The 24,639-nt window shown below is 73.6% G+C and carries 23 protein-coding genes; 11 read left to right on the top strand and 12 right to left on the bottom strand.

Features of this window, described 5'->3' with window-relative positions; genetic code table 11:
• The first annotated feature begins 188 nt into the window (after nt 1–188).
• From ACFZAU_RS05175 to ACFZAU_RS05155, 5 genes are all read left to right on the top strand, one after another.
• Nucleotides 189–2,819 carry a sensor histidine kinase gene (locus tag ACFZAU_RS05175; RefSeq protein ID WP_500551174.1) on the top strand — a complete coding sequence of 877 codons (2,631 nt, stop codon included), beginning with the start codon at nt 189–191 and terminating at the stop codon, nt 2,817–2,819.
• Complete coding sequence (locus ACFZAU_RS05170) at nt 2,819–3,343, top strand: roadblock/LC7 domain-containing protein (protein ID WP_500459355.1); 525 nt, start codon at nt 2,819–2,821, stop codon at nt 3,341–3,343. The genes ACFZAU_RS05175 and ACFZAU_RS05170 overlap by 1 nt, the downstream gene beginning before the upstream one ends.
• Nucleotides 3,343–3,768, top strand: a complete 426-nt coding sequence (locus tag ACFZAU_RS05165) for a DUF742 domain-containing protein (RefSeq protein ID WP_499602678.1) — start codon at nt 3,343–3,345, stop codon at nt 3,766–3,768. The genes ACFZAU_RS05170 and ACFZAU_RS05165 overlap by 1 nt, the downstream gene beginning before the upstream one ends.
• A 1-nt stretch (nt 3,769) precedes the next feature.
• Complete coding sequence (locus tag ACFZAU_RS05160) at nt 3,770–4,363, top strand: GTP-binding protein (RefSeq protein ID WP_499602677.1); 594 nt, start codon at nt 3,770–3,772, stop codon at nt 4,361–4,363.
• A gap of 89 nt (nt 4,364–4,452) precedes the next feature.
• Nucleotides 4,453–5,688: a styrene monooxygenase/indole monooxygenase family protein gene (locus ACFZAU_RS05155; protein WP_500551173.1), complete on the top strand. Its 1,236-nt coding sequence runs from the start codon at nt 4,453–4,455 to the stop codon at nt 5,686–5,688.
• A gap of 99 nt (nt 5,689–5,787) precedes the next feature.
• Here the strand turns inward: ACFZAU_RS05155 and ACFZAU_RS05150 are convergent, their stop codons facing one another.
• Nucleotides 5,788–6,183: a hypothetical protein gene (locus tag ACFZAU_RS05150; RefSeq protein WP_500551172.1), complete on the bottom strand. Its 396-nt coding sequence runs from the start codon at nt 6,181–6,183 to the stop codon at nt 5,788–5,790.
• Nucleotides 6,184–6,432: 249 nt separating this feature from the next.
• Here ACFZAU_RS05150 and ACFZAU_RS05145 point away from each other — a divergent pair, with 249 nt between their 5' ends.
• On the top strand, nt 6,433–7,857 hold the full coding sequence (locus ACFZAU_RS05145; protein WP_500551171.1) for a selenium-binding protein SBP56-related protein: 1,425 nt from the start codon (nt 6,433–6,435) through the stop codon (nt 7,855–7,857).
• 13 nt (nt 7,858–7,870) lie between these two features.
• On the opposite strand, the gene ACFZAU_RS05140 is transcribed toward ACFZAU_RS05145, so the two are convergent.
• From ACFZAU_RS05140 to ACFZAU_RS05110, 7 genes are all read right to left on the bottom strand, one after another.
• A complete protein-coding gene (locus ACFZAU_RS05140) occupies nt 7,871–8,890 on the bottom strand; it encodes a zinc-dependent alcohol dehydrogenase family protein (RefSeq protein WP_500551170.1) in 1,020 nt (339 codons plus the stop codon).
• 85 nt (nt 8,891–8,975) lie between these two features.
• Nucleotides 8,976–9,560: a TetR/AcrR family transcriptional regulator gene (locus ACFZAU_RS05135; RefSeq protein ID WP_500551169.1), complete on the bottom strand. Its 585-nt coding sequence runs from the start codon at nt 9,558–9,560 to the stop codon at nt 8,976–8,978.
• Between the two features lie 133 nt (nt 9,561–9,693).
• A complete protein-coding gene (locus tag ACFZAU_RS05130; protein WP_500551168.1) occupies nt 9,694–10,836 on the bottom strand; it encodes a C40 family peptidase in 1,143 nt (380 codons plus the stop codon).
• A gap of 125 nt (nt 10,837–10,961) precedes the next feature.
• Nucleotides 10,962–12,554 (bottom strand): chitinase, encoded by a 1,593-nt coding sequence (locus tag ACFZAU_RS05125; protein WP_500551167.1) that lies wholly within the window; start codon nt 12,552–12,554, stop codon nt 10,962–10,964.
• Nucleotides 12,555–12,708: 154 nt separating this feature from the next.
• On the bottom strand, nt 12,709–12,975 hold the full coding sequence (locus ACFZAU_RS05120) for a DUF8847 domain-containing protein (protein WP_500459365.1): 267 nt from the start codon (nt 12,973–12,975) through the stop codon (nt 12,709–12,711).
• A gap of 34 nt (nt 12,976–13,009) precedes the next feature.
• The gene (locus ACFZAU_RS05115) at nt 13,010–13,762 is read right to left on the bottom strand and encodes a TetR/AcrR family transcriptional regulator (RefSeq protein WP_499602664.1); all 753 of its coding nucleotides are present in this window, start codon (nt 13,760–13,762) and stop codon (nt 13,010–13,012) included.
• A gap of 30 nt (nt 13,763–13,792) precedes the next feature.
• Nucleotides 13,793–14,695: an AurF N-oxygenase family protein gene (locus tag ACFZAU_RS05110; RefSeq protein ID WP_500459366.1), complete on the bottom strand. Its 903-nt coding sequence runs from the start codon at nt 14,693–14,695 to the stop codon at nt 13,793–13,795.
• Between the two features lie 52 nt (nt 14,696–14,747).
• Here ACFZAU_RS05110 and ACFZAU_RS05105 point away from each other — a divergent pair, with 52 nt between their 5' ends.
• Nucleotides 14,748–15,830: a ferritin-like domain-containing protein gene (locus ACFZAU_RS05105; RefSeq protein WP_500551166.1), complete on the top strand. Its 1,083-nt coding sequence runs from the start codon at nt 14,748–14,750 to the stop codon at nt 15,828–15,830.
• A 19-nt stretch (nt 15,831–15,849) separates the two neighbouring features.
• On the opposite strand, the gene ACFZAU_RS05100 is transcribed toward ACFZAU_RS05105, so the two are convergent.
• Nucleotides 15,850–17,313, bottom strand: coding sequence for a penicillin-binding transpeptidase domain-containing protein (locus ACFZAU_RS05100; protein ID WP_500551165.1), 1,464 nt, complete (start codon nt 17,311–17,313; stop codon nt 15,850–15,852).
• Nucleotides 17,310–18,722, bottom strand: a complete 1,413-nt coding sequence (locus tag ACFZAU_RS05095) for an FtsW/RodA/SpoVE family cell cycle protein (protein ID WP_500459370.1) — start codon at nt 18,720–18,722, stop codon at nt 17,310–17,312. Before ACFZAU_RS05095 ends, ACFZAU_RS05100 begins: the two co-directional genes overlap by 4 nt.
• Before the next feature lie 87 nt (nt 18,723–18,809).
• Between ACFZAU_RS05095 and ACFZAU_RS05090 the strand changes: the two genes are divergently transcribed.
• The 3 genes from ACFZAU_RS05090 (at nt 18,810) to ACFZAU_RS05080 (ending at nt 21,496) form a co-directional block, all read left to right on the top strand.
• Nucleotides 18,810–19,505, top strand: a complete 696-nt coding sequence (locus ACFZAU_RS05090) for a pentapeptide repeat-containing protein (RefSeq protein ID WP_500551164.1) — start codon at nt 18,810–18,812, stop codon at nt 19,503–19,505.
• A gap of 59 nt (nt 19,506–19,564) precedes the next feature.
• A complete protein-coding gene (locus ACFZAU_RS05085) occupies nt 19,565–20,152 on the top strand; it encodes a pyridoxamine 5'-phosphate oxidase family protein (RefSeq protein WP_500551163.1) in 588 nt (195 codons plus the stop codon).
• Between the two features lie 135 nt (nt 20,153–20,287).
• Entirely contained in the window at nt 20,288–21,496 is a 1,209-nt protein-coding gene (locus tag ACFZAU_RS05080) for a transglycosylase family protein (protein WP_500551162.1), read from the top strand.
• 81 nt (nt 21,497–21,577) lie between these two features.
• On the opposite strand, the gene ACFZAU_RS05075 is transcribed toward ACFZAU_RS05080, so the two are convergent.
• Both ACFZAU_RS05075 and ACFZAU_RS05070 read right to left on the bottom strand, forming a co-directional pair.
• The gene (locus tag ACFZAU_RS05075) at nt 21,578–22,018 is read right to left on the bottom strand and encodes an SRPBCC family protein (protein ID WP_500551161.1); all 441 of its coding nucleotides are present in this window, start codon (nt 22,016–22,018) and stop codon (nt 21,578–21,580) included.
• 173 nt (nt 22,019–22,191) lie between these two features.
• The gene (locus ACFZAU_RS05070) at nt 22,192–23,253 is read right to left on the bottom strand and encodes an ATP-grasp domain-containing protein (RefSeq protein ID WP_500551160.1); all 1,062 of its coding nucleotides are present in this window, start codon (nt 23,251–23,253) and stop codon (nt 22,192–22,194) included.
• A 294-nt stretch (nt 23,254–23,547) separates the two neighbouring features.
• On the opposite strand from ACFZAU_RS05070, the gene ACFZAU_RS05065 reads away from it, so the two are divergent.
• Nucleotides 23,548–24,534 (top strand): alpha/beta fold hydrolase, encoded by a 987-nt coding sequence (locus ACFZAU_RS05065; RefSeq protein ID WP_500551159.1) that lies wholly within the window; start codon nt 23,548–23,550, stop codon nt 24,532–24,534.
• Nucleotides 24,535–24,639 lie beyond the last annotated feature (105 nt).

Below are 24,639 nucleotides of genomic sequence, written 5' to 3'. Positions count from 1 at the left end.
ACGTCAACTTGTCCGTGCGATTCACTCGTTCGAGTGTCGAGGCGGGGGACGCACATCTGCATTCCGGGTCGGCCTGAGAAGGTCGGGACGATGCCGGGATGAGGCCAGACGTTGCCGTGCTCGGCGCTCGGCCGATGTGTCGTCATCTCGGGACCAGTGGACCAGGCGAGACGGGATAGCGAGCACCGGTGCGAACACGACGTAACCCGCGGACCAAGCGCGTACGGCAGAGACTGCTGGTCGCCCTGCTGATCTGCGCCGTCACGGTCCTGGCCGCCTCCGCTCCTGGCGTTGCCACGGGCGTGCGCGACCTGGCCGAGTCACAGCGACTGGTCGGCATGGCCCGACTCGGTGCCCAGGCGGTCTCCTTGTCGCACGCCCTGGCCGACGAGCGCGACGACATGGCCGTCTTCGTGGCCGGCGGCCGCTCCACCGAGGGCGGCACCGGCGTCTCCGAGACCCAGCGCGAGCGGGTCGACCGCCAGGCCGAGGAGGTGCTGGCGGCGGCGGCCGGGACGGACACCGACGACGCCCCCGCCTTCGCCGCCGCGACCGCCGAGGTCGTCCGGCAGCTCGGGGAACTCCCCGACGTCCGGCAGAAGGTGCTCTCCGGTCCCGGCTCCGCCGAGGCCGCCGTCGCGGCCTACGACCCGGCGATCCGCGCGCTGAGCGGGGTCGGGTCCGCGGTCGCCCGCTCGCTGCCGGCCCGGGGCGCCTCCGCCGACACCACCGCGCTGCCGGAGCTCGCCCGCGCCGTCGACCAGGCCTCCGTCCAGCGCGGCCTGCTGGTGGGCGCGCTCACCAAGGGCGGCGAGGCGTCCGGCCTGGTCGGTGCCGCGCAGACCGCCGCGGTCAGCGAACGGGCCGCGCTCGCCGACTTCCGGGGCGGGGCCTCGCAGGCCGCGGTCGAGCAGTACGACCAGACCGTCACCGGTTCCGACGTCAACGACGCCGACAAGCGGCTGAAGCAACTGCTGAACAGTTCCTCGCTCTCCGCGGCCGACCGCGCGCTCAAGCCGGGATCGGTCCAGACGGCGCTCTCCGCGCGGATCGACATGATGCGCGGCGTCGAGTCCTCGCTCGCGGCCGCGGCGGCCGAACGGCTCGCTGCGCTGCGCGACGACGACGTGACGGCCCTCGAACTCCACGTCGCCCTCGCCTCGGTGTGCTTCCTGCTCGTCCTCGGCGTCGGCGTCTCCACGGCCCGGTCCATCACCCGCCCGGCCGCCGCACTGAACCGCTTCGCCCGCGGCGACGTCCCCACCGGCGAGCAGGTCAGGATCGTCGGCTCCGACGAGTTCGCGGCCACGGCCCGGGCGATCAACGCGCTCCGCGCCGAGGTCACCGGGCTGCGCGGCCGCGTCGCCACGCAGGACGCGGAGCACACCAGGCTCCAGGGCGTACGCGACGCCCTCGCCGCGGAACGCGACCTGCTGCACGGACAGCAGGACGCCCTCAGCACGCGCCTGGGCACCCTGCAGGACAACGTCCACGGTACGTACGTCAACCTGACGCTGCGCACGCTCGGCCTGGTCGAGCGCCAGCTCACGCTGATCGAACGGCTGGAGGAGCTGGTCCACGACCCGGAGGAGCTCTCCCAGCTCTTCAAGCTGGACCACCTGGCCACCCGCATGCGCCGCAACAGCGAGAACCTGCTGCTGCTGGCCGGCGTCGAGCACGGGCACGCGCACCCCAAGCCCGTTCCGCTGGTCGACGTGGCGCGCGCCGCGGTCTCCGAGATCGACAAGTACGAGCGGGTGCGCATCCAGCAGCTGCCCGCGGGACGCGTCGCCGGCTTCGCCTCCGACGACCTCAGCCACCTGATCGCCGAACTCCTGGAGAACGCGGCCGCGTTCTCCCCGCCGGAGAACGAGGTGCAGCTGTCCGGCTGGATGCTGGAGAGCGGTGAGCTGATGCTGTCGGTCGAGGACCAGGGCATCGGCATCCCCACGGCCCGGCTGGACGAGCTCAACGCGCTGCTGACGCAGGCCGATCCCGCGGAGCACACCACCGTCGCGGAGGCCACCGGGATGGGCGTGTACGTCGTCGCCCGGCTCGCCGCCCGGCACGGCATCCGTGTGCAGCTCCGTGACGCCAAGCGCGGCGGCACCACCGCCGTGGTGGTGGTCCCCACGGCGCTCACCGCGCCCGCGGAGGACCCGGACGGCCCGCAGACCCCCGTGGAGGCGGCCGTCGCGGGCGAGCCGTGGCAGCCGCGCAAGGCACTGCGGCGGGCCCGCGGGGAGCAGGCGGAGGAGCCGGAGCGTACGGCGCCGGCGACCGAGGAACCCGTGACGGAGACCGGCGCGGCGCCCGTCGAAGCGGCGGGAGCGTCCGGAACGGCCGAAGCGGCCGAAGCGCCCGAGCCCGGTGGCGAAGCGCCCGGTCCCGGCGAGGAAGCCGTCGAGCACGCCCGCGCCGACGGGTCCGCCGCGGCCGTGACGGCCGCCCCCGAAGCGGCCGCGGCCGTGGCCCCGGCCGCCGCCGTGGAGGTGCCGGACGGCATCGCCGTCACCGGCAAGGGACTTCCGCAGCGGGTGCCGCGGTCCACGGGGCTCTCGGGCGAACCGCAGGTCCACGGGCGGGCCCGGCAGGGGGGCGGGGTGGACCCGGAGGAGCTGCGGCGCAAGCTCGGCGGCTTCGCTCAGGGGCTGCGCGACGGCCGGGCGGACGCCCAGGCCGAGACGCAGGAGGTCCGGCGCGGTCTGCCCGCGCCGAGGAAGGCCGCGGACGAGACCGCGGACGCGGCCGCAGCAGAGGGCGGTTCGGGGGGACACCAACAAGTCGAAGCCGAAGGCGTCGAGGAGGCACGCGGTTGATGTCGGCCGGTACGGACACCCAGAGCGAACGGGGCCTGAGCCACGAGGCACGTAACCTCCAGTGGCTGCTGAGCAATTTCGTGGAGGACGTGCCCGGGGTCCGCTCCGTGGCCGTCGTGTCCTCGGACGGACTGCTGCTGCTGTCCTCGGAACCCGAGGACGAGGCCGGCCCGGCGGACGAAGGCGCGGCGGACGGAGCGGACGGAGCGGTCCGGCGGCCCAGGGGCCCGGCGGGCACCTCCGCCGACCTGGCCACGGTGGTCTCCGGCATCGCCTCGCTGACCGACGGCGCCGCGCGTCTGATGGACGGCGGCGGCGTGCGCCAGACGGGCGTGTCGATGGAGAACGGCAGCGTGTTCGTCATGACGATCGGGGACGGCTCGCTGCTCGGCGTCCACGCGGACGCGGAGTGCGACATGAGCGTGGTGGCCTACCACATGGCCCTGTTCGTGGGCCGGGCCGGACACGTGCTCACCCCCGCGCTCCGCACGGAGCTGCGCCAGGCGATCGAGGAGAGCCGCTGATGCGCCGTCCGCTGATTCCCGCCGCCCAGGCCGCCGCCGCCCTGCCGGTACGGGGCGCCGGGCGCAGGGCCGCCCGCGTGCGGCCGTACGCGCTGACCGGCGGCCGTACGTCCTTCGGCCACGTGCTGCTGGTGGAGACCTTCGTCGCGACGATCGACGGTTCCACCGAGCGCCGTGAGCTGACCTCGGGCAACTGGGCCGAGCGCGTCATGCCGGAGATGCGGGCCATCGTGGAACTGTGCCGCCGTATGCGCTCGGTGGCGGAGATCTCGGCGCTGCTGCGCATGCCGCTCGGTGTGGTCCGGGTGCTGCTCAGCGACCTGGCCGATCAGGGAAGGATCCGCGTGTACGGGACCGGGCACGGGCCCGGCGCCCCGGATCGCGCGCTGCTGGAGAGGGTGCTCGGTGGACTTCGCAGGCTCTGACATGTCGTCCCTAGCGGAAGAAGACGGCCTGCAGGAGTGGCAACTGGACGTGAGCCACGCCCCCACCTCGACCAAGATCGTCGTGGCGGGCGGCTTCGGGGTGGGCAAGACCACCTTCGTCGGCGCGGTCTCGGAGATCACCCCGCTCACCACCGAGGCGGTGATGACGCGGGCCAGTGAGGACATCGACGACCTCGGTTCGACCCCGGACAAGACCACCACCACGGTGGCGATGGACTTCGGCCGCATCACGCTCGACCGCGAACTGGTGCTGTACCTGTTCGGCACCCCCGGCCAGCAGCGCTTCTGGTTCATGTGGGACGACCTGGTGCGCGGGGCGATCGGCGCGGTCGTCCTCGCCGACACCCGGCGGCTGGCCGACGCCTTCCCGGCGCTGGACTACTTCGAGAGCAGCGGCCTGCCCTACGCCGTGGCGGTCAACCGCTTCGAGGGCACCACCGCCTACGAGGAGATCGACGTCCGCGAGGCGCTCGCCGTGCCGGAGGAGATCCCGGTGGTCATATGCGACGCCCGTGACCGCCAGTCGGTGATCCAGGTGCTGCTGGCCCTGGTCAAGCAGGCACTCACGGCCTAGGACGACACGGCCGAGCAGTCTTCCGGGGGCGTCGTGGGGACGCCCGCCGGACGCATCCCAGCCGCACCCGTACGAGAGAGCGTGCCGCCTTGCGCAAGATACTGATCGTGGGAGCCGGCCAGTCCGGGCTCCAACTGGCCCTGGGCCTGCAGTCCCGGGGATACGAGGTCACCGTCATGTCCAACCGCACGGCGGACGAGATACGCCAGGGGCGTGTCATGTCCACCCAGTGCATGTTCGGCACGGCGCTGGCGCACGAGCGTGACCTCGGCGTCAACTTCTGGGAGGACCAGGCGCCCCGGATCGAGGGCCTGGGCGTCTCCGTCGCCGCCCCCGACGGGTCCCGGCCCGTCGACTGGGTCGGACGGCTCGACGCGTACGCGCAGTCCGTCGACCAGCGGGTGAAGATGGCCGGCTGGCTGGAGACCTTCGTCGAGCGCGGCGGCAAGCTGGTCGTCCACGGCGTGACCGTCGGGGACCTGGACTACTTCTCCCGCGCCTACGACCTGGTGCTGGTCGCGGCGGGCAAGGGCGAACTGGTCTCCCTGTTCGGCCGGAACGCGGAGCGCTCCCCCTACGGCACCCCCCAGCGTTCGCTGGCCGTCGCCTATGTGCACGGCCTCGCCCCGCGCCCGGAGCACCCCGACCTCCACGCGGTGCGGCTCAACATGGTGCCCGGCGCCGGCGAGCTGATCGTGATCCCGGCGCTCACCACCTCGGGTCCCTGCGACATCCTCTTCTGGGAGGCGCTGCCCGGCGGTCCGCTCGACGTCTTCGCCGGGGTGAAGGACCCGCAGGAGCACCTGCGCATCACCCTGGAACTGATGGGACGTCACATCCCCTGGGAGTACGACCGCGCGCGCGAGGCCGAGCTGACCGACGCCGGCGGCACCCTCTCCGGGCGGTTCGCCCCGGTCGTGCGGCACCCCGTCGCGGAACTGCCCTCCGGCGGGCTGGTCCTGGGCGTTGCCGACGTCGTCGTCGCCAACGACCCGATCACCGGCCAGGGCTCCAACAGCGCCTCCAAGTGCGCGGCCGCCTACCTCGACGCCATCGTCGAGCAGGGCGACAAGCCCTTCGACCGGGACTGGATGGAGTCGGCCTTCGCCCGCTTCTGGGCCACCGCCGAGCCGGTGACCAAGTGGACCAACGCCCTGCTCGGCCCGCCGCCGGAGCACGTCCTGGGCCTGATCGGTGCCGCCGGACAGCTGCCGGCCGTGGCGAACCGCTTCGCCAACGGCTTCGACGACCCGGCGGACTACGAGTCGTACTTCTACGACCCGCAGGCGGCGAGCGCCTACCTGGCCTCGGTCACCGGAGCCTGACCGCTCCGCGGCGCCGGCGGTGCCCGCCGCCGGTGCCGCGACGCCGGACGGCCTGCCGGTCTCAGCCCCGCAGCCGCGTCCGCTGCATCGAGGCGAGCCTCAGCACCACACCGATGCACAGCGCCCCCGCCAGAACCCAGAGCGCGGCGCCTGCCGTCTCCGTCGCCGCCGGGTCCCCGGTGGCGGTGGGGGAGGCCAGGAGCTGGGCCGCCACGAAGAGCAGCCACCACGAGTCAGCAGCACACTGGTGCGCCAGAAGGCGACATGGCTCAGACCGGTCAGGGTGACGACCTGGTCCTTCCGCACGAGCGCGGCGTCCGAGCCGGCGGTGGCGCGGTCGAGCAGCAGCCGGTCGACGAGGAGCGCGGCGTTCACCAGCACGCACACCCCGAGCGCGGCCACGACGACGACGGTCGTCGCCCTCGGGACGAAGACCGGCTCGCCCCGGGGCGGACGTGCGGGCGGGGAGATGATGACGGCGTCGTCGTGGGTCACGGCGCCGCAACCTGCCGCCGTCCCCCGCTCTCCGGTCCACCGCCGCCCGCGTCCCGCCGTCCGCGCAGCGGCTCCGGAACGCGCGCCCCGGGTGCTCGCGGTCCCGCCGTGGCGGGGTCCGCGGGGCTGTGAAACGCTCGTCGTACGGGACATCTGTCCGGCGTCCGCACACAGATCCCGCACCGGTGGGCCGGGCCGTCCGCCGCGCAGCCCCGGGCCCCGCGCTCCCGCACGGGAGAGGGAACGGCCATGACGACGACCGAGCACGACCGCGACGGCCACCTCGACCCCAGCCTGTACCGCACCCCGGCGGACGCGGTCGCCGCGCCGCCGGAACGGCTCGCCTACGTCGTCGGGTTCGACCCGGCCGGCGAGCGCCCGGACGCGCTGTTCACCGTCGTCACCGATCCCGCGTCCCCGGCGTACGGCCGGGTGGCCGCCCGGGTCGAGCTGCCGGGCCTCGGAAACGAACTGCACCACTTCGGCTGGAACGCCTGCTCCAGCGCGCTGGCGCACCCCGGCCACCACCACGCCGCGCGCCGCTTCCTCATCGTCCCGGGACTGCGTTCCTCCCGGCTGCACGTCCTCGACACCGTTCCGGACCCGGCCCGCCCGCGGCTGGTCAAGGTGGTCGACGCCGGGGAACTCGCCGCCGGGGCCGGGTACTCGCGGCCGCACACCCTCCACTGCGGCCCCGACGGGGTGTTCCTGTCCTGCCTGGGCGGCGCGGACGGCACGGACGGTCCCGGCGGTGTCGCGCTGCTGGACCACGAGACCTTCGACGTGCTGCGCGCCTGGGAGAGCGAGCGCGGACCGCAGCGGCTCGCCTACGACGTCTGGTGGCACCTGCGCCGGAACATCGCGGTCACCAGCGAGTGGGGCAGCCCTTCGATGATCGAGGACGGGCTCGTCCCCGAACTGCTGCTGGACCGCCGCTACGGGCACGCGGTGCACTTCTGGGACCTGGAGACGGGCCGGCACCTGCAGTGCGTCGACCTGGGCGACCGGAACCAGATGGTGCTGGAGCTGCGCCCCTCCCACGACCCCGAGGCGACCTGGGGGTTCGTGAACACCGTCGTCGACGTCGAGGACCTGTCGGCCTCGGTGTGGCTGTGGACGCGGGAGGGCGGGGAGTTCACGGTCCGCAAGGTGATCACCCTGCCCGCCGAGCCCGCCCGGGCGGAGGAGCTGCCCCCGGCGCTGCGGCCGTTCGGCGCGGTGCCCCCGCTGATCACCGACATCGACCTGTCGGTGGACGACCGGTGGCTGTACGTGTCCGCGTGGGGGACCGGCGACCTCCTCCAGTACGACGTGGGCGACCCGCTCCGGCCGCGGCTGACCGCGTCCGTGCGACTGGGCGGCATCGCCGGCCGGCAGGCGCACCCCGCGGCGCCGGACGTCCCGCTGAGCGGCGGCTCGCAGATGGTCGAGCTCAGCCGCGACGGGCGGCGCGTCTACGTGACGAACTCCCTGTACGCCGCCTGGGACGAGCAGTTCTACCCCGAGGGCATCGACCCGTGGATGGTCAAGCTCGACGCCGACACCGCCGGCGGCGGGCTGCGCGTCGACCCGGGCTTCTTCCCGCACGGCCCCGACTTCGGGGGACTGCGGGTGCACCAGACACGCCTGGAGGGCGGCGACGCCTCCTCGGACTCGTACTGCTACCGGCACTGACCGCCGGGCGCCCTCACCCGGGGACGTCGACGACGACCTTGCCCCGGCCCTCGCCCCGCTCCACCACGGCGTGCGCCTCGGCGGCCGTGGCCAGGGTGAAGCGGCGCGGGTCGAGCAGCGGCCGCAGGGCCCGGGCCTCGGCGAGGGCGGCGGCCTCGCGCAGGATCCCGCCGTGGTGTTCGCGCCCGCGGCCGGTGAGCATCGGCAGCAGCGTGAAGACCCCGGAGTAGGTGGCGCCGCGGAAGGACAGCGGCGCGAGGCTGTGGCTGCCCCAGCCGAGGGCGCTCACCACGTGGCCGGTGTAGGTGCGCACCGCGGCGAAGGAGGCGTCGAGCGTCTCCCCGCCGACGGTGTCGACGACGACGTCGAAGCCCTCGCCGCCGGTGTGCTCGGCGACGTAGGCGTCGACCGGGGTGGTGGTGCGGTCGACCGGGGTCGCCCCCAGGCCGGCGATGGTCTCCAGGCTCCGCGGCGAGCCGGTGGCGAAGACCTCCGCGCCCCGGGCCCGGGCGAGCTGGACCGCGACGTGGCCGATGCCGCCGGCGCCGCCGTGGACGAGCACCTTGTGCCCCTCGCGCACGCCCGCCCGGTCCACCAGGCCCTCCCAGGCGGTGATGAAGACCAGCGGGAGCGCGGCCGCCTGACGTGCCGTCAGGCAGGCGGGCCGGCGGGCCAGGAGCCGGGCGTCCACGGCCGCGTACTCGGCGAGGGAGCCCTGCAGGCCGCCGACCCCGCCGGTCATGCCGAAGACCTCGTCCCCGGGCGCGAAGCCGGTGACGTCCGCCCCGACGTCCTCGACCACGCCGGCGAGGTCCAGGCCGAGCACGGCGGGCGGCCGGGTCCTGGCGTGCGCCGCCTTCCCGGCGCTGATCTTGGTGTCCAGGGGGTTCACCCCCGAGGCCGCGATCCGGACCAGCACCTCGCCGGGTCCGGGCGCGGGGGTGCGGATCGTGCCGAGGACGAGGGGGCTGCCGAACTCTTCCAGCAGGACGGCGCGCATGGTGGCGCCCACCGGGGGTCGGGAGGTGGTCATCGGATGTCCTTTCGAACAGACAGGTCTGTTTGATTCGGATCGGAGGAAAGCCCTCGTCCCGCGGCGGGGCGAGGGCGCGACGGGGTCAGGCGGCGGGCGGGCAGGCCCGCTCGACCGCGGCGCGGGCGGCGGCCTTGGCGGCGGCCGGCATCGCCGGGTCCTGCTCCAGCTTGCCCGCGGCCAGGGTGCCGTCCACGAGCAGGGTCAGCTGGAGCGCGAGCTCGTCGGGGTCCGCGGCGCCGGCCGCCTCGGCCAGCCCCCGCACCCAGGCCCGCACCGCCCGCTTGTGCGCCACGGTCACCTCGTGCGGGGGGCTGCCGGGCTCGCTCTCCGCGGCGGCGTTGATGAACGGGCAGCCGTGGAAGCCGTGGCGTTCGTACGAGGCCGAGACCGCGTCGAACAGGCCGACCAGCCGCTCGCGGGGATCGTCCCCGGCCGCCGTCGCGGCGGCGCGCAGCCTGCCCCGCCAGGAGTCGTCGACCCGGCGCAGGTACGCGGCGGCCAGCTCGTCCTTGGAGGGGAAGTGCACGTACAGCGTGGACTTGGCCACGCCCGACTCGGCGATGATCCGGTCGACGCCCACGCCGCGCAGGCCGTGGGCGGCGAACAGCGCCTCGGCCGTGGTCAGTATGCGCTCCCGCGCCGGGAGGCGCTTCGCCGTCGTGGGCATGGTGCTCACCGTGGTCCTCGCCGGGGCCCGGCGGGCCCCTCACGGCAAAACTAACAGACAGGTCTGTCCGATGCCGGTGATAACCCGGTCACACCGGTGCCGGCGCCCGTGCGCACGAGCCGCCGGCGCGGCTTCAGGAGCGGGTGCCGAGCGGGGTCGGGTCGTGGGCCGACTTGGGGGCCGACGGGGAGACGTAGTGCTTCATCGGCGGGTTGCCGGAGTCCGGCCGGACCGCGCCGAGGACCGGGTTGGCCGCGATCGGGGAGATCTTGACGACGCCGCCCGGGCGCGGGGCCTGGATGACCATGCCGTTGCCGATGTACATCGCCACGTGGGTGGCGCCGGGGAAGTAGACCACCAGGTCGCCGGGGCGCAGCAGGTTCAGCGGGACGTGCGGCAGCTGCTTCCACTGCTCCTGGCTGGTGCGCGGGATGGTGGTGCCCGCGTGCTCCCAGGCCTGCGAGGTGAGGCCCGAGCAGTCGTACGCCTTCGGGCCCTCGGCGCCCCACACGTAGGGCTTGCCGAGCTGGGCGTAGGCGAAGCTCAGCGCCCTGTTGCCGGCCATCGACGGGGCGAGGGCCACGTTGCCGAGCTTGCCGGAGCGCAGGAAGGCGGCCTGCGCCTGGTCGATGCCCTGCTCCTCCAGCTTCTGCAGGTCCTCGATCTGGGTGCCGGTGAGGCCGGCCAGGATCCGTTCGACGTCGGCGAGCTGCCGCTCGATCTCGTCCCTGGCCTCACGCTGCTTCTCCTCCAGCTGCTCCGAGCCGTCCAGCGCGTGCTGCTGGGCCCGGTTGAGCGCGGCGATCCGCTTCTCGCCGTTCTCCAGCTGCGCGACGAGCTCGGCCTGGCTGCCCGCGGCGCGGTCGAGCATGTGCCCCTGGGTGAAGGCGTCCTGCGGGTCGTTGCTGAGCAGCAGGTTGAGGTACGGGGAGACGCCGCCCGACTTGTACTGCTCCCGCGCCAGCTGCCCGGCCAGCGCGCGGGCGTCGCTGAGCGCGGTGCGCTCCTCGGCGAGCTGCCGGTCGAGGCGGTCGGCCTTGCTCTGGTTCTCCTCGAGTTCGACCTTGGCCTGGTCGTAGGTCTCGGTGGCCTGCTCGGCCCTCTGGTAGAGGTCCTGGAGCTGTTCCAGCAGCACGACGAGCGTCCGGTCGCCCGGCGTGGGGTCGTCGGGTACGGCGTAGGCCTGGGCGGGGATGCCCAGGGCCGCGACGGCCAGCAGCGCCCCGCAGACGAGTGCCCTGCGCACCCATTCCTTGGGCCGGTGTGCTGCTGACATTCCGTCACCTCCGCCTGTCCGCCGATGTCCGCGGGTAGATCCTTACATGATCGGGTCGGCTGCGACAGGGGGACGGGCCGGAACGGGCGGCTCCGGCGGTCCCGGAGCCACCCGTTCGTCCGGCGTCAGCCGAAATAGCCGTCGAAGTTCCGCTGGAATTCCCCATTGCCGAACCTGTCCCAGTTGATCGACCAGGTCATCAGGCCGCGCAGCCCGGGCCAGGTGCCGTGGGTGGCGTAGCCGCCGCAGTTGACCTTCCGGGTAAGGCAGTCCAGCGCCTTGTTCACCTCGGCCGGGGTCGTCCAGCCGTTGCCGGCGTTGCTGGTAGCGGGCAGGCCGATCGCGACCTGCGAGGGGGAGAGCGGCGGGAAGACCCGGGAGGTGTTGCCCGCGACCGGGAAGCCGGTGAGCAGCATGTCGGTCATGGCGATGTGGAAGTCCGCGCCGCCCATCTGGTGGTACTGGTTGTCCAGTCCCATGATCGGCCCGGAGTTGTAGTCCTGGACGTGCAGCAGGGTCAGGTCCGCGCGCATCGCGTGGATCACCGGGAGGTAGGCGCCGGCCCGCGGGTCCTGGGCGCCGTTCGGGCCCGGGCCGTAGAACTGGTAGCCGAGCTGGACGAAGAAGGTCTCGGGGGCCATGGTCAGCACGAAGGCGCTGCCGTACTTGGCCTTGAGGGTCTTCAGCGCGGAGATCAGGTTGACCACGACGGGGGTGGTCGGGCTACGGAAGTCGGTGTCACCGGCGTTGAGGGAGAGGGAGTGGCCCTCGAAGTCGATGTCGAGCCCGTCCAGTCCCCAGGTGTCGATGATCCTGCCGACGGAGGCGACGAAGGCGTCGCGGGCGGCGGTGGTGGTGAGCTGGACCTGGCCGTTCTGGCCGCCGATGGAGATCAGCACCTTCTTGCCCTGCGCCTGCTTGGCCTTGATCGCGGCCCTGAACTCCGCGTCGGACTCCACGTTCGGGCACTCGGCGACCGGGCAGCGGTTGAAGCGGATGTCGCCGGAGGTGGTGGAGGTGGGCTCGCCGAAGGCGAGGTCGATGTAGTCCCAGCTCGCCGGGACGTCGGCCATGCGGACGTAGCCCGAGCCGTTGGCGAAGCTGGAGTGCAGGTAGCCGACCAGGGCGTGGGAGGACGGCGCCGGGTCGGTCGGGGTGGGGGTCGGTGTCGGCGTCGGGTCGGTCGGAGTGGGCGTCGGCGTCGGGTCGGTGGGGGTCGGACTGGGCGTGGACCCACCGGGCCCGGTGAGCGACAGGTCGTCGGCGTAGTAGGTGGGCTGGGCGTACCAGCCGTGCACGTAGACCGTCGCGCTGGTCTGGTTCGGGCCGGTCGTGAACGCGACGTTCAGCTGCTGGTAGCCGCCGCCGGTGCCCGGGGTCCAGGTGCCGGCACCGCCGTCCACGCCGATGTAGACGTAACTCCCCTTGACCTGCGCCGAGAAGGTGTACGCGGTGTTGGGGGCGACGCTCACCGTCTGCTTGCACTGCGCGGTTCCGGTGCCGCCCGGGGTGCCGGCGAGGGCGCGACTGCCGCTCTTCGCCTGCCCGGTCACCACCTGCGTGGTGCCGGAGTCGCAGCTCCAGCCGGACAGGTTGCCCGACTCGAAGCCTCCGTCGGCCAGGAACTCACCGGCGTGCGCCGTGGGGGCGAGGGCGACCAGCCCGCCGAGCACGGCGGTGCAGGCGAGGGTCGCGGTCGCGGCGACGAGGTGTCTCATGGGGGCCGCTCCTTCGGGGGCGAGAAGAAGTGCGCATGACAACCCGCAGCAAACAGGTCTGGACCAATCCTGTCAATGGTCCGGACCATCCCGACGGCCCGTCGCCCCCGTCACCCGGGTGGCGCCGCCCGTCGCCCGGGCGGCCGCCCCGCGGTCACCCCCGCGGCTTCGACCAGGGCCAGCGCGGCCCCTCCGGCCGGTTGCCCTCCGGGTCGTAGACGAAGACCCAGCGCGTACGGCGCTGCGCGCGCGGGCCGGGACTGGGCTCGCGATGATAGACGTGCACCACCGGGGCTGCGCCGTCCTCCTGCGGCACCGGCACCTCGTACACCTTCGGGGGCTGCCCGGTGATGCCGGTCAGCACCCCCAGCACGCGGCCGTCCAGCGGCCCTCCGACGAATTCCGTGTCCTCATGCCTCACGGGGTCAGGGTAGGCCCTGTGGAGGGGGTCACGTTCAGGAAACGGCAGGTGGGAGCAGATGTGCGACTGCCTGGGCCAGCGGGGTCACCCGGCGGGCCAGGTCCCCGGCGGGGCTTCCGGCGCTCTCCCGCTCCAGCGCGGCCAGCGCGACCTCGGCGGTCTCCTGGTCGGTGGTGGAGCTGACCAGCAGCAGGGCGATGAAGTGGTCCACCAGCCACTGCCGCAGCTCCTGGGCGGGGGGCCGCTTGCCCTCGTCCAGCCAGGTCAGCGAGACGGCCTCGACGCTGGCGATCCAGGAGCGCACCATCATGGCCAGCCGCGGCCCCGGGTGCGGGGCGCCCAGGTGCATGAGGATCTGCTCGGCCGCGCCGCGCCGCACGCCGTCCACGATGGCGTCGGTCCGGCTGGTCTCGGCCACGCTGCCGCCGCGCAGCAGCGCGGAGTACGCCGCGTCGTGCTCGTCCACGTAGGCGAGGTAGCGGTCCAGCGCGTTGGACAGGCGCTGGGTCATCTCGCCCTCGGCGGGCTCGACGAAGCAGGTCCTCAGCTCCTCGGCGGCGTTGCGCATGGCGGCCTCGTACAGTTGCTGCTTCCCGCCCGGGAAGTAGCGGTAGACCAGGGGGCGGGAGACCCCCGCGGCCGCGGCCACGTCGTCGACCGAGACGTCCTCGGGCCTGCGGTGCCCGAAGAGGTCCACCGCGGCGGCGAGCAGCTGGGTGCGGCGCTGCTCGACGCTCAGCCGGCGGTAGGCGGGAGCGGCGGGCGCCGGCGTCGAACGGCCGTTCATGGACGCCAGCGTATCCGCCCGGGCGGTGTCCTAGCCGAGAAGCCCCGAGGTGCGCCACATGCGCCGTACGCCCGGGCCCTCGAACATGCCGATCTCGTCCAGGAAGTCCATGAGCTTCCGCGCGGCCTGCCGCATCACGTCCCGGCGGTGCGGGCTGGTGCGGGCCAGCTCGGCGGCGTACCGGGGATCCAGTCCCACCGAGGCGTACACCCGCGGGCTGATCAGCGACCGGGCGATCACCCGGGCGGCCTCCGCGGAGGAGACCCGGGTGAAGGCGAGTTCCCAGCGCGGCGCCGATGCCATCTGGCGGCGCAGTTCCTCACGGGCGTAGCGGATGTGCCGGGCCTCCTCGACCACGTGGATGCGGGTGACGCCGCGGGTCAGCGGCTGCACGCGCTCGTCCGGGAAGGTCAGCCGCTGCATCCAGTCGAGGATCTCCTCGGCGAGCAGGGTGCCGGTGAAGGAACCGGGCGTGGTGGAGACCGTCTTCAGCACCCGGCCGAGGTTGTGGTCCAGGCGGGAGGGCCGGTACACGGGCGTGCCGAGCCGGGTCACCAGCCGCGCGAACATCTTCGAGTGGCGGCACTCGTCGGCGATCTCGGTCAGCGCGTAGCGGACGTGCCCGCTGGTGGGGTCGAGGTCGTAGGAGTGCCGCAGCAGCAGCTGCATGAGGATGATCTCGAACCAGATGCCGATCGAGGCCAGCGACGCCGCCTCGTGCCGGCTCAGTTCGATCCGCTGCTCCTCGGACATGTGCTTCCACAGCGGGGTGTCGTACAGGGAGACCAGTTCGGGGGGCCAGAACCAGGCGCCGTCCTCGAACGGGGCCTCCCAGTCGAGCTCGGTGTCGGGGTCGAAGGAGTGCTTCGCGGAGGCGTCGAGCAGCCGCTCCGCCACTTTCTCACGCGTTGCAAGAGGGGTGCCAGCGGTCATGCTCTTATGAGACTGTGTGTCAGCAAGCCCGTCAAGAGTCGAGGAGACGCCAATGCCGTCGCAGGACAACCTGTGGGAGATCCCGGCTTCCGGAGCCGCCCGCTTCTCCTGGGAGTACGACGACGGGCGCGACCGGCTGCTGGCCCTCTACCAGAAGGGCAAGGACAAGCAGTGGGACGCGGTCACCCGCATCGACTGGGACATCGAGGTCGACCCGTACGACCCGCTCGGCGTGCCGGACCAGAACATGACCGTGTACGGCACGCCCCACTGGGACAGGATGTCCGAGCGGAACAAGCGCGACATGCGCCGTGCCTACGCCTCCTGGCAGTTCAGCCAGTTCCTCCACGGGGAGCAGGGCGCCATGGTCTGCGCCGCCCGCATCGTGGAGTCGGTGCCCGACCTCGACGCCAAGTTCTACTCCGCGACCCAGACCATGGACGAGGCCCGGCACGCCGAGATCTACTCCCGCTTCCTGCGCGAGAAGGTCGGCATGGTCCACCCGGTCAACGACTCGCTGCAGGCGCTGCTCGGCGACACCCTGCGCGACTCCCGCTGGGACATGCCGTACCTGGGCATGCAGGTGCTCATCGAGGGCCTGGCGCTGGCCGCGTTCGGCATGCTCCGCGACACCACCGACAAGCCGCTGCCCAAGCAGATCCTCACCTACGTCATGCAGGACGAGGCCCGGCACGTCGCCTTCGGGCGGATGGCGCTGCGCGACCACTACAAGCAGCTGTCCGACGCCGAACTGCGCGAGCGCGAGGAGTTCGTCATCGAGGGCTGCTACCTCATGCGCGACCGGCTGCGCGGCGCCGAGGTGCTGGAGGACTTCGGCATCCCGCGGCAGGAGGCCGAGGAGCTGAGCGAACGCTCCGAGTACCTGCAGCTCTTCCGCAAGCTGCTGTTCAGCCGCATCGTGCCGTGCGTGAAGGACATCGGGCTGTGGGGCGAGCGACTGCAGCGCGCCTACGTCGACATGGGCGTGCTGGAGATGGGCGACTCCGACCTCGACCTGCTGATGGCCCAGGACGAGGAGATCGCCGAGAAGCTCGACGCCGAGCGCTTCGCGAAGGAGGAGCGCGAGCGGGCCGCCGAGGTCGAGGAGGCCATCGCGCTGGGCGCCGAGGACTGAGCGGGGCCGGGCGCGAGGGTCAGTCCCCCAGCACCGCGCGCATCACGGCGCGGGCGACCGGGGCCGCCTTGCCGCCGCCGCTGATGTCGGCGCGGTCCGCGGCGGCGTCCTCCACGACGACGGCCACGGCCACCTTCGCCGGGGCCCCGCGGGTCTCCTTCGCCCAGGAGATGAACCAGGCGAACGGGTTCCCGCGGTTGTCCTCGCCGTGCTGGGCCGTGCCCGTCTTGCCGCCCACCAGCACGCCCGGCAGGGCGGCGTTGCGGCCCGTGCCGTGCCGCACCACGGCGACCATCAGGTCCTGCATCGTGAAGGCCACGGCCACGTCCATCACCTGCCGGTAGGCCCGGTCCCCGGTGACCTCCAGGGGGAGGCCGTCGGCGTCGGTCGTCCGGTCCACCAGGTGCGGGTACATCAGCGTGCCGTCGTTGGCGACGGCCGCGGCGACCATCGCCATCTGCAGCGGGGTGGCCCGGGTGTCGTACTGCCCGATCGACGACATCGCCAGCTGCGCCCGGTCCATGCGGCGGTCGAAGACGCTCACCGCGGGGCGCGACGGGACCCCGATGGAGGGGTCGTTGAAGCCGAAGGCCTCGGCCGTCTCGCGCATCGCCCGCAGTCCCACGTCGTCACCGAGCTTGCCGAAGACGGTGTTGCAGGAGACGACGTACGCGTACCGCAGCGGCGCGTCCTCGCAGCGGGAGGACGCCGACTCGTTCCCCAGCGAGGTCGTGGAACCCGGCAGCGGGTAGGGGTCGGGGGAGTCGGTGGGCCGGTCGACGTCGGTGACCACCCCGGAGGCCAGCGCCGCCACCGCGGTCACCGTCTTGAAGGTCGAACCCGGCGGGTACGTCTGGCGCAGCGCCCGGTTGAGCATCGGCTGGTCCTCGGCGGAGACCAGCGCGCGCCAGGCGCCGAGCGCCTCCGGGCCGGTCCCGGCGATCGTCGCCGGGTCGTACGAGGGCGTGCTGACCAGTGCCAGGATCCGGCCGGTCGCCGGGTCGAGGGCGGCCACCGCGCCCTTCTTCCCGGCCAGCGCCTTGTACGCGGCCTTCTGCGCGGCGGGGTCGATGGTGGTGCGGACGTCGCCCGGGCGCTGCGGCTGCCTGCTGATCGCGTTCCACAGCGGGAGCGCGGACAGGCCGGGGGAGGAGCCGGACAGCACCTCGTCCTCGGCGGCCTCCAGCAGGGCGGTGCCGTACGTCTGGGAGGAGAAGCCGGTCACCGGGGCGTAGAGCGGGCCGTCGGCGTAGGTGCGGACCCAGTCCAGCTGCGCGCCGGTGGAGCGGGAGCCGGTCACCGGCCGGCTGCCGACGAGGATGTCGCCGCGCGGCTGCCCGTAACGGTCGATCGGCACCCGCCGGTTGGCGGGGTTGCCGTCGTACGCCGGGGCCCGCACCACCTGGATCCGGAGGGCGTTCACCAGCAGGGCCACCAGGAGCAGCAGGCACAGTGCCGCGGCCCGGCGGGCGTACGTGATCACGCGGCGTCCGCCCGGCCCGCGTCCGCCCGGCCCGCGGCGGTGGCGCCGGTGTCGGGACCGGGCAGCGGGCGGCGCGCGGTGTCGCTGAGCAGGATCAGCAGCGCGACGATCACCCAGTTGGTGACGACCGAGGAACCCCCCTGCGCGAGGAAGGGCATGGCCATCCCCGTCAGCGGGATCAGGTCCGTCACCCCGCCGGCGATCACGAAGACCTGCAGCGCGACGATCGAGGCCAGCCCCACGGCCAGCAGCCGGCCGAAGGGCTCGCGGACCGCCAGCCCCGCCCGGTGGCCCCGGGCCACCAGCAGCCCGTACAGCAGGAACAGCGCGGTCAGCCCGGTCAGTCCCAGTTCCTCGCCGGCCGTGGCCAGGATGAAGTCGGACTTGGCCGCGAAGCCGATGAGGATCGAGTGCCCCTCGCCCAGGCCCGCGCCGAGCAGCCCCCCGGCGGAGAAGGCGAACAGCGACTGCGCCAGCTGGCCCGGCCCCCGGCCCTCCTCGATGCCGGCGAAGGGGTGGAGCCAGTCCGCGACCCGGGAGTGGACGTGCGGTTCGAGGGAGCCGACGAGGAAGGCGCCGGCCGCCGACAGCAGCAGCCCGATCGCGATCCAGCCGGTGCGGCCGGAGGCGACGTAGAGCAGGATCACGAAGAGGCCGAAGAACAACAGCGAGGTCCCCAGGTCGCGTTCCACCACCAGCACGCCGAGGCTGATCGTCCAGACCGCCAGCACCGGGCCGAGCACCCGGCCGGGCGGCAGCTGCAGCCGGCGGAACCCCCGGACCCGCCGTCCGGCGTGGGCGAGCGCGGCGCGGTTGTCGGCCAGGTACGCCGCGAAGAACACCGCCAGCAGCACCTTCGCGAACTCGCCCGGCTGGAAGGAGAAGCCCGCGACCCGGATCCAGATCCGCGCGCCGTTCACGGCGGGGAAGAGGCTCGGCACGATCATCAGCACCAGGGCCGCCGCGACACCGAGGTAGGCGTACCGGGCCAGGGTGCGGTAGTCGCGCAGCAGCAGGACGACCGCGGTGAACAGGGCCACGCCCAGCCCCGACCAGATCAGCTGGGCCGGGGCGGCGTCGTCGGGGGTCTCCAGGTCGAGGCGGTAGATCAGGACCAGGCCGAGGCCGTTGAGCAGCACCCCGATCGGCAGCAGCAGCGGATCGGCGTACGGGGCGCGCAGGCGCACCGCCAGGTGGGCCACCAGCGCCAGGCCGCCGAGCGCCGCGCCGTAGCCGGCCGCGCCCTGCGGCACGGCGCCGTCGTGCGCCAGGCCCACGGCGCAGTAGCCGTACACCGGGATCAGCACCGCGCCGACCAGCAGCGCCAGCTCGACGCCCCGGCGCCGGGGCAGCCGGACGGCGGGCACGGCGACGGCCGGCGACGAGGTCCCGGGGGCGGGGGCGGTCATGGGACGCAACGTAGCAAGACATCACGGACAAATCGCTCATATTCATGAAGGGTGGCGTTGTCACAGGGGGCCACTAGCGTGGCCGCCATGACCTTCAAAGCACCGCAGTCCCTGTCCGAGCTGCCGTACGCGGAGGTGCTGGAGCCCTTCGGCGAGTCCGCGCTGGGCGTCGAGGAGCGCTACGACACCGTCCACTTCGACGGCCTCGTCCTCGGCGAACAGGAGGCCGGCGGCGCCGTCTTCCTGGAGTGCGCGGTCACCGACACCGTCCTGGAGGGCGGCAGCCTGCGGCGGGCGCGCTTCAACGAGGTCTGGCTCCAGGGCGCCCGGTTCGTCGGCACCTCGGCCGCCGAGACGAACTGGACGGACGTCACCGCCGACTCCTGCGTGCTCGCCGGGGTCGAGGCCTTCGGCGCGGTGCTGCGGCGGGTGGTCTTCCGGCGCTGCAAGTTCGACTCCGTCAACCTGCGTGCCGCCCGGCTGCACGAGGTCGTCTTCGAGGACTGCGTGCTGCGCGACGTCGACCTCGGCGGCGCCCGTCTGAAGGACGTGTCCTTCCCCGGCACCGCCCTGGAGCGCCTGCGCATCGGCCGTGCCGAGCTCGACGCCGTCGACCTGCGCGGCGCCACCCGCCTCGACCTCGCCGACGGCCACGACTCGCTGCGCGGCGCCGTCATCGGCAGCGCCCAGCTGCTCGACCTCGCCCCGGCGCTCGCCGGCGCGCTGGGCATCGTCGTCCGCGACGGCGAGGACGACCGCCCGCGCCCTCCCCGGCGGCGCTGACCCGCCCGCGGCCGGAAAGGTGCGGCGCGCGCCGCACCCGCGACCGGAGAATCGCAGGCATGGGAAAGACGTACGAACGCATCGACGGGCGCCTGCGCGCCTTCATCGAGGAGCAGAAGGTCTTCTTCACCGCCACCGCGCCCCTGTCCGGCGACGGGCACGTCAACGTGTCGCCCAAGGGCCTCGACGGTTCCTCCGCCCTCGTCGACGACCACACCTTCGCCTACGCCGACCTCGGCGGCAGCGGCGCCGAGACCATCGCCCACCTGCGGGAGAACGGCCGCATCACCCTGATGTGGTGCGCCTTCACCGGACCGCCCACCATCGTGCGGGTGCACGGGCGCGGCGAGCCCGTCTTCCGCGACAACCCGCGCTGGGACGGCCTCCTGCCGCACTTCTCCGACGACATCCGCAAGCGGACCGACCTGCGCGCCGTGATCGTCGTCACCGCCGAACGCATCAGCGACAGCTGCGGGTTCGCCGTCCCCTACCTGGACTTCCGGGAGGAACGGCCGCTGCACACGCAGCGCTTCGCCCGTGAGACCGAGGAGTCCTTCGGCGACTACTGCGCGGCCAAGCCCTACGTCGAGGTCAGCCTCGACGGCCTGCCGGGGCTGCCGCTCCCGCTGCCGCCGCGCACCTCCTGAGGGGGCGCGCCCGCCTCAACCCGGTTCCGGGGCGCACGGTTTGGGACGACAGAGTCTCAAAAGCACCCTTGCGGTGACAAGATCCTTCTGTCGTACTTGTACGGCCGTGTGTCCGGAACCGAGAGGTGGTCCCCCATGCCCGTACGGTCCGTGCGCGGTCGCCACCGCAGACCCCAGCCGCCGAGCCGGCTCTCGCCGGTGTCGGTCGCCGTCACCGCCGCCTCCGGCGCGGGGCTCGCGCTGCCGTTCATCGCCGCCCCGGGGGCGGGCGCGGCCACGGCCGGGACGTGGGACAAGGTCGCCGCGTGCGAGAGCAGCGGCAAGTGGCACATCAACACCGGCAACGGCTACTACGGCGGGCTGCAGTTCGCGCAGTCGACCTGGAAGGCGTACGGCGGCGCGAAGTTCGCCGCGCGGGCCGACCTGGCGACGAGGTCCGAGCAGATAGCGGTGGCCGAACGCGTCCTGGACGGTCAGGGCCCCGGGGCGTGGCCGGTGTGCTCGCAGCGGGCCGGTCTCTCCCGGGACGAGCCCCGGCGTGAGGCGGCGGCCCCGGCGAAGCGGACCGAGGGGAAGAAGACCGAGGGGAAGCACGGCAAGGAGGCCGCGAAGAAGGACGACCGGCGGGAGAAGCCGGGGACGGACCGTCGTCCCGCAGGCCGGGGCGGCTCCTACACCGTCGTCGGCGGGGACACGCTCTCCGGCATCGCGGACGAGCAGGACGTCAGCGGCGGCTGGCAGCGGCTGTACGACGTGAACCGCCGGGTCGTCGGCGCCGACCCCGACCTGATCCTCCCCGGGCAGCAACTCTCCGTGCCCCGCGGCCCGAAGGCAGCCAAGGCCGCCAAGCCCGCCAAGGCTGCCAAGCCCGCGAAGAGCACGAAGCCCGCGAAGAGCACGAAGCCCGCGGAGCGGCGCGCCGCGCCCGCCTCGGCCGCGCAGGCCTTCGTCGCGCCGGTCAGCGGTGGGCTCGGTACCCCGTACCACCGCAGCGGAGCCCACTGGGCCAGCGGTTACCACACCGGCCAGGACTTCACCGTGCCCACCGGCACCTCCGTCAAGGCGGTCGCCGCGGGGACCGTCGTCGAGGCCGGCTGGGGCGGGGCCTACGGCTACCAGGTGGTCATCCGGCACCACGACGGCATGTACACCCAGTACGGCCACCTGTCCTCGCTGACCGTGCGCGCCGGCCAGTCCGTGGCCGCCGGCCGTCAGGTCGGCCGCTCGGGCTCCACGGGCAACACCACCGGCCCGCACCTGCACTTCGAGGTCCGCAGCGGCGAGGGGTACGGCTCCGACGTCGATCCGGTCGCCTACCTGCGCCGGCACGGCGTGCGGCTCTGAGGGGGCCGGTCGTCGCGGTCCGCACGGCCCGGGTGGGGCCGCACGGACCGGGCGTGCTGCGCGGGCGCGCGGGGGTGCCGTCTAGTGCTCGCGCTCGACGAGGTCCTTGAAGCGTTCGAGGTCGCCACGGACGGTGCGCTCGATCGCGCTGACCTGGGCGAAGCCCTTCGGGCCGCCGAAGGCGTCGTGGATCTCGGCGGGGTCGTACTCGATGCGGACCTGGACGCGGCTGTGCTGCTCGTCGATCGGGAGGACCGAGCACGTTCCGGTGATCTCGGCACCGCCGCTGGTGCGCCAGGTCATCTCACGGGTGTCGCTCCGGGCCTTGGTGCGGTCGGAGAACTCCGCGTCGAGCGAGTCGTGGGTCGTTCCCGACACGCCGAGCCGGGCCTTGCCGTCCCCGGCCGCGCTCGCCTCCCGGACGCCCCCGACGAACTGCGGGTAGTCCTCCAGGCGGTGCAAGTGCCGCCACGCCACCTCGGTCGGAACGTTCAGGTCGATCTGCTCTTCGAGTCTGCTCATGAGCCGCCACCTCCTTCCTCCCTCCAGCCTGCCCCCTGCCCCCGGCTCACGCCACGCTGACCTCCGGGACCTCCGGGACCCCCGTGACCGCTTGCGTCACGGTCGGCACGGTGTCCGGGCGGCGAGCGCGGGCGCGCCGGGGACGGGAGCCGGGGCGGGCGCCACGCCCCCGATCACGCCACGCTGACCTCCGGGACCCCGGGAACCCCGGGGAGACCGGGGACGTCCGCGACCCCGGGGACCACCGGGACCTCGGTGACCGCCTCCGTCACGGCGACCCGGCCGCCGAGCCGGGGAGCGGTGCGGAGGCCGGCGTCGCCCCGGGTGAGCAGGCGGACGGCCGCCCAGGGCAGGTTCACCCCGGTGAAGGCGGTCTGGAAGATCCCCGCGGAGGGCCGGGGGTTCGCCTCCAGGAGGACGGGCTCGCCGTGGCGGTGGCGCAGCTGCACATTGGAGAGGTAGGCGAGGCCGAAGTGACCGACGAGACGCCGCGCGATCTCCGTGATCCCGGGGTCGTCCAGCAGCAGCCGGTAGCGGCCCTCCTTGGCCCGGGGGATCGCGGCGAGCAGCTGCCCGCCCGGGGCGGACAGGCAGTCGACGCTGACCTCGGGGCCCTCCAGGTACGGCATGACGATCATGCGCGGGACGTGCTCGCCCTCGTCCGCGGCCCGTTTCATCGCCTGGGCGACCGCCTCGACCGAGGCCATGGGGCGGGCGGGGGCGAGCAGGTCGCGGATGCCCATCGGCCGGTCCTCCAGGATGCGGAAGCCGAAGGCCGAGTACTCGCCGGCGGGCTTGATGCAGAGGGTCTCGCCGGTGGCGGCCAGCTCGTCCACCGCGGCCCGCAGGCCGTCGGCGTCCCTCACCACCCGCCACGGCGGCACCGGGATGCCGGCGGCGAGCGCCTCCTCGTACGTACGGCTCTTGCTGGTCAGCACCTTGACCGAGGCGGGCGGCGAGCACATCAGCCGGGTGCCCGCGGCGGCGAAGTCGTCGGCCCGCCCGGCGAGGGCGGCGAGCCGGCGCGGTGGCACGAGGACGTCGATCCCGTGCCGGCGGCAGAAGTCGAGGGCGAAGTCGGCGTAGGCGTCGTCGCCGACGTGACGGGGTTCCAGCTCGGCCACGTCGCACGCGGCCAGGGCGGGTGCCGATGGGTCGACGTTGGTCCCGTAGACGCGGACGTCCACGGAGTCCGGGTTGCCGCGCAGCATCCGCATCACCTGGGTGGTGGCCACCCCCGCGCTGCTGAGCCATATTCGGAGGGCTATCGGACGTCTCCCCTCATGCATGGGAGGCGGCAGGAAGGCATGCGGAACGCACGTCTTCCGGCCGTCCGGGATCTTGTGTGAGGCGGATCATATCCGTGTTCGATGACGCCGGTGTTTCACGTCCGCGGAGCGCAGGGGAAGAGCGGACGATCCGCCGTCACCCGTCCGTCACTCGTCCGTCCCCCGGGAACGAGCGGGACGGGCGCGGCGGGCCAAGGCTGGGAGACGACAGCAGCCCCTCCGGCCGGAAGAGAGAACAGCATGGCTGGGCCGTCCTCCTCCCCCGCTCCGCTGAACCGACGTCACATAGCGCGCGCGGGCGCGCTCGTCGCGGCGCTCGCCTCGACGGCGTTCGCCGCCGGTCCCGCCCTCGCCTCGTCGGTCGCCGACGGCTCCGCCGGCGGGGCCCGGCCGACGGTGGTGCTGGTGCACGGCGCCTTCGCCGACGCGTCCAGCTGGAGCCCGGTCGTCGAGCGCCTGGAGAGCGCCGGTTACGAGGTCGTCGCCCCCGCGAACCCGCTGCGCGGCCTGACCGGCGACTCCACCTACACGGCCAGTGTGCTGAAGGACATCGACGGCCCCGTCGTGCTCGTCGGCCACTCCTACGGCGGCGCGGTGATCAGCGCCGCCGCGGCGGGCAACCGGAACGTCAGGGCGCTGGTCTACGTCGCCGCCTTCATGCCGGACACGGGGGAGACCCTGGGCGGGCTGTCGGCCCGGTTCGCCCCGAGCGAGCTCGCCTCGGCGCAGCGTTCCGTGCCGTACCGGGACGGCACAGGCAGCGGCACCGACATCTACATCCGCGACTCCCTCTTCCGGAAGGTCTTCGCCGCGGACCTGCCCGCGGCGCGGACCCGGCTGATGGCCGCCGAGCAACGGCCCGTCGCGCTACGGGCGTTCACCGACAAGGCGCCGGGCGCGGCCTGGCGGACCGTCCCCTCCTGGGCGCTGGTCGCCACCGCTGACCACGCCATCAACCCGGCACTGGAACGCTTCGGGGCCAGGCGGGCGGGGTCGCACACCGTCGAGGTCGACTCCTCGCACGTCGCGATGCTCTCCCACCCCGACGCCGTCGTGCGGATGATCCGCGAGGCCGCCGACAGCACGGCCGCCGGATCCGCGGAGCGCCCCGCGCTCGCCGACACCGGCCCGCGGGACAAGGTCCTCACCGGCGTGGGCGGCGTGGCGAGCCTGGCCCTCGTGGCCGGCGCGGTCCTCGTCGCGGCGGTGCGCCGCTTCCGCCGCTGAACGGCGGCGGGGGGGGGGGGGGGCCCCCCCCCCCCCCCCCCCCCCCCCCCGCCCCCCCGCGGCGCGGCCCCCCCGCCCCCCCCCCCCCCCCCCCCCCGGCCCGCC

Source organism: Streptomyces sp. NPDC008238 (assembly GCF_042956445.1).
In the GTDB taxonomy this organism is placed as follows: domain Bacteria; phylum Actinomycetota; class Actinomycetes; order Streptomycetales; family Streptomycetaceae; genus Actinacidiphila.
This window is presented reverse-complemented; position numbering and strand designations above follow the sequence as displayed.

Bases quoted from the DNA above. Each gene is read 5' to 3' on its own strand.
- ACFZAU_RS05130 (WP_500551168.1), bottom strand. From the start codon at position 10,836: ATGTCAGCAGCACACCGGCCCAAGGAATGGGTGCGCAGGGCACTCGTC.
- ACFZAU_RS05165 (WP_499602678.1), top strand. From the start codon at position 3,343: ATGCGCCGTCCGCTGATTCCCGCCGCCCAGGCCGCCGCCGCCCTGCCG.
- ACFZAU_RS05080 (WP_500551162.1), top strand. From the start codon at position 20,288: ATGCCCGTACGGTCCGTGCGCGGTCGCCACCGCAGACCCCAGCCGCCG.
- ACFZAU_RS05085 (WP_500551163.1), top strand. From the start codon at position 19,565: ATGGGAAAGACGTACGAACGCATCGACGGGCGCCTGCGCGCCTTCATC.
- ACFZAU_RS05065 (WP_500551159.1), top strand. From the start codon at position 23,548: ATGGCTGGGCCGTCCTCCTCCCCCGCTCCGCTGAACCGACGTCACATA.
- ACFZAU_RS05090 (WP_500551164.1), top strand. From the start codon at position 18,810: ATGACCTTCAAAGCACCGCAGTCCCTGTCCGAGCTGCCGTACGCGGAG.
- ACFZAU_RS05145 (WP_500551171.1), top strand. From the start codon at position 6,433: ATGACGACGACCGAGCACGACCGCGACGGCCACCTCGACCCCAGCCTG.
- ACFZAU_RS05075 (WP_500551161.1), bottom strand. From the start codon at position 22,018: ATGAGCAGACTCGAAGAGCAGATCGACCTGAACGTTCCGACCGAGGTG.
- ACFZAU_RS05105 (WP_500551166.1), top strand. From the start codon at position 14,748: ATGCCGTCGCAGGACAACCTGTGGGAGATCCCGGCTTCCGGAGCCGCC.
- ACFZAU_RS05135 (WP_500551169.1), bottom strand. From the start codon at position 9,560: ATGCCCACGACGGCGAAGCGCCTCCCGGCGCGGGAGCGCATACTGACC.
- ACFZAU_RS05125 (WP_500551167.1), bottom strand. From the start codon at position 12,554: ATGAGACACCTCGTCGCCGCGACCGCGACCCTCGCCTGCACCGCCGTG.
- ACFZAU_RS05095 (WP_500459370.1), bottom strand. From the start codon at position 18,722: ATGACCGCCCCCGCCCCCGGGACCTCGTCGCCGGCCGTCGCCGTGCCC.
- ACFZAU_RS05170 (WP_500459355.1), top strand. From the start codon at position 2,819: ATGTCGGCCGGTACGGACACCCAGAGCGAACGGGGCCTGAGCCACGAG.
- ACFZAU_RS05115 (WP_499602664.1), bottom strand. From the start codon at position 13,762: ATGAACGGCCGTTCGACGCCGGCGCCCGCCGCTCCCGCCTACCGCCGG.
- ACFZAU_RS05140 (WP_500551170.1), bottom strand. From the start codon at position 8,890: ATGACCACCTCCCGACCCCCGGTGGGCGCCACCATGCGCGCCGTCCTG.
- ACFZAU_RS05160 (WP_499602677.1), top strand. From the start codon at position 3,770: ATGTCGTCCCTAGCGGAAGAAGACGGCCTGCAGGAGTGGCAACTGGAC.
- ACFZAU_RS05110 (WP_500459366.1), bottom strand. From the start codon at position 14,695: ATGACCGCTGGCACCCCTCTTGCAACGCGTGAGAAAGTGGCGGAGCGG.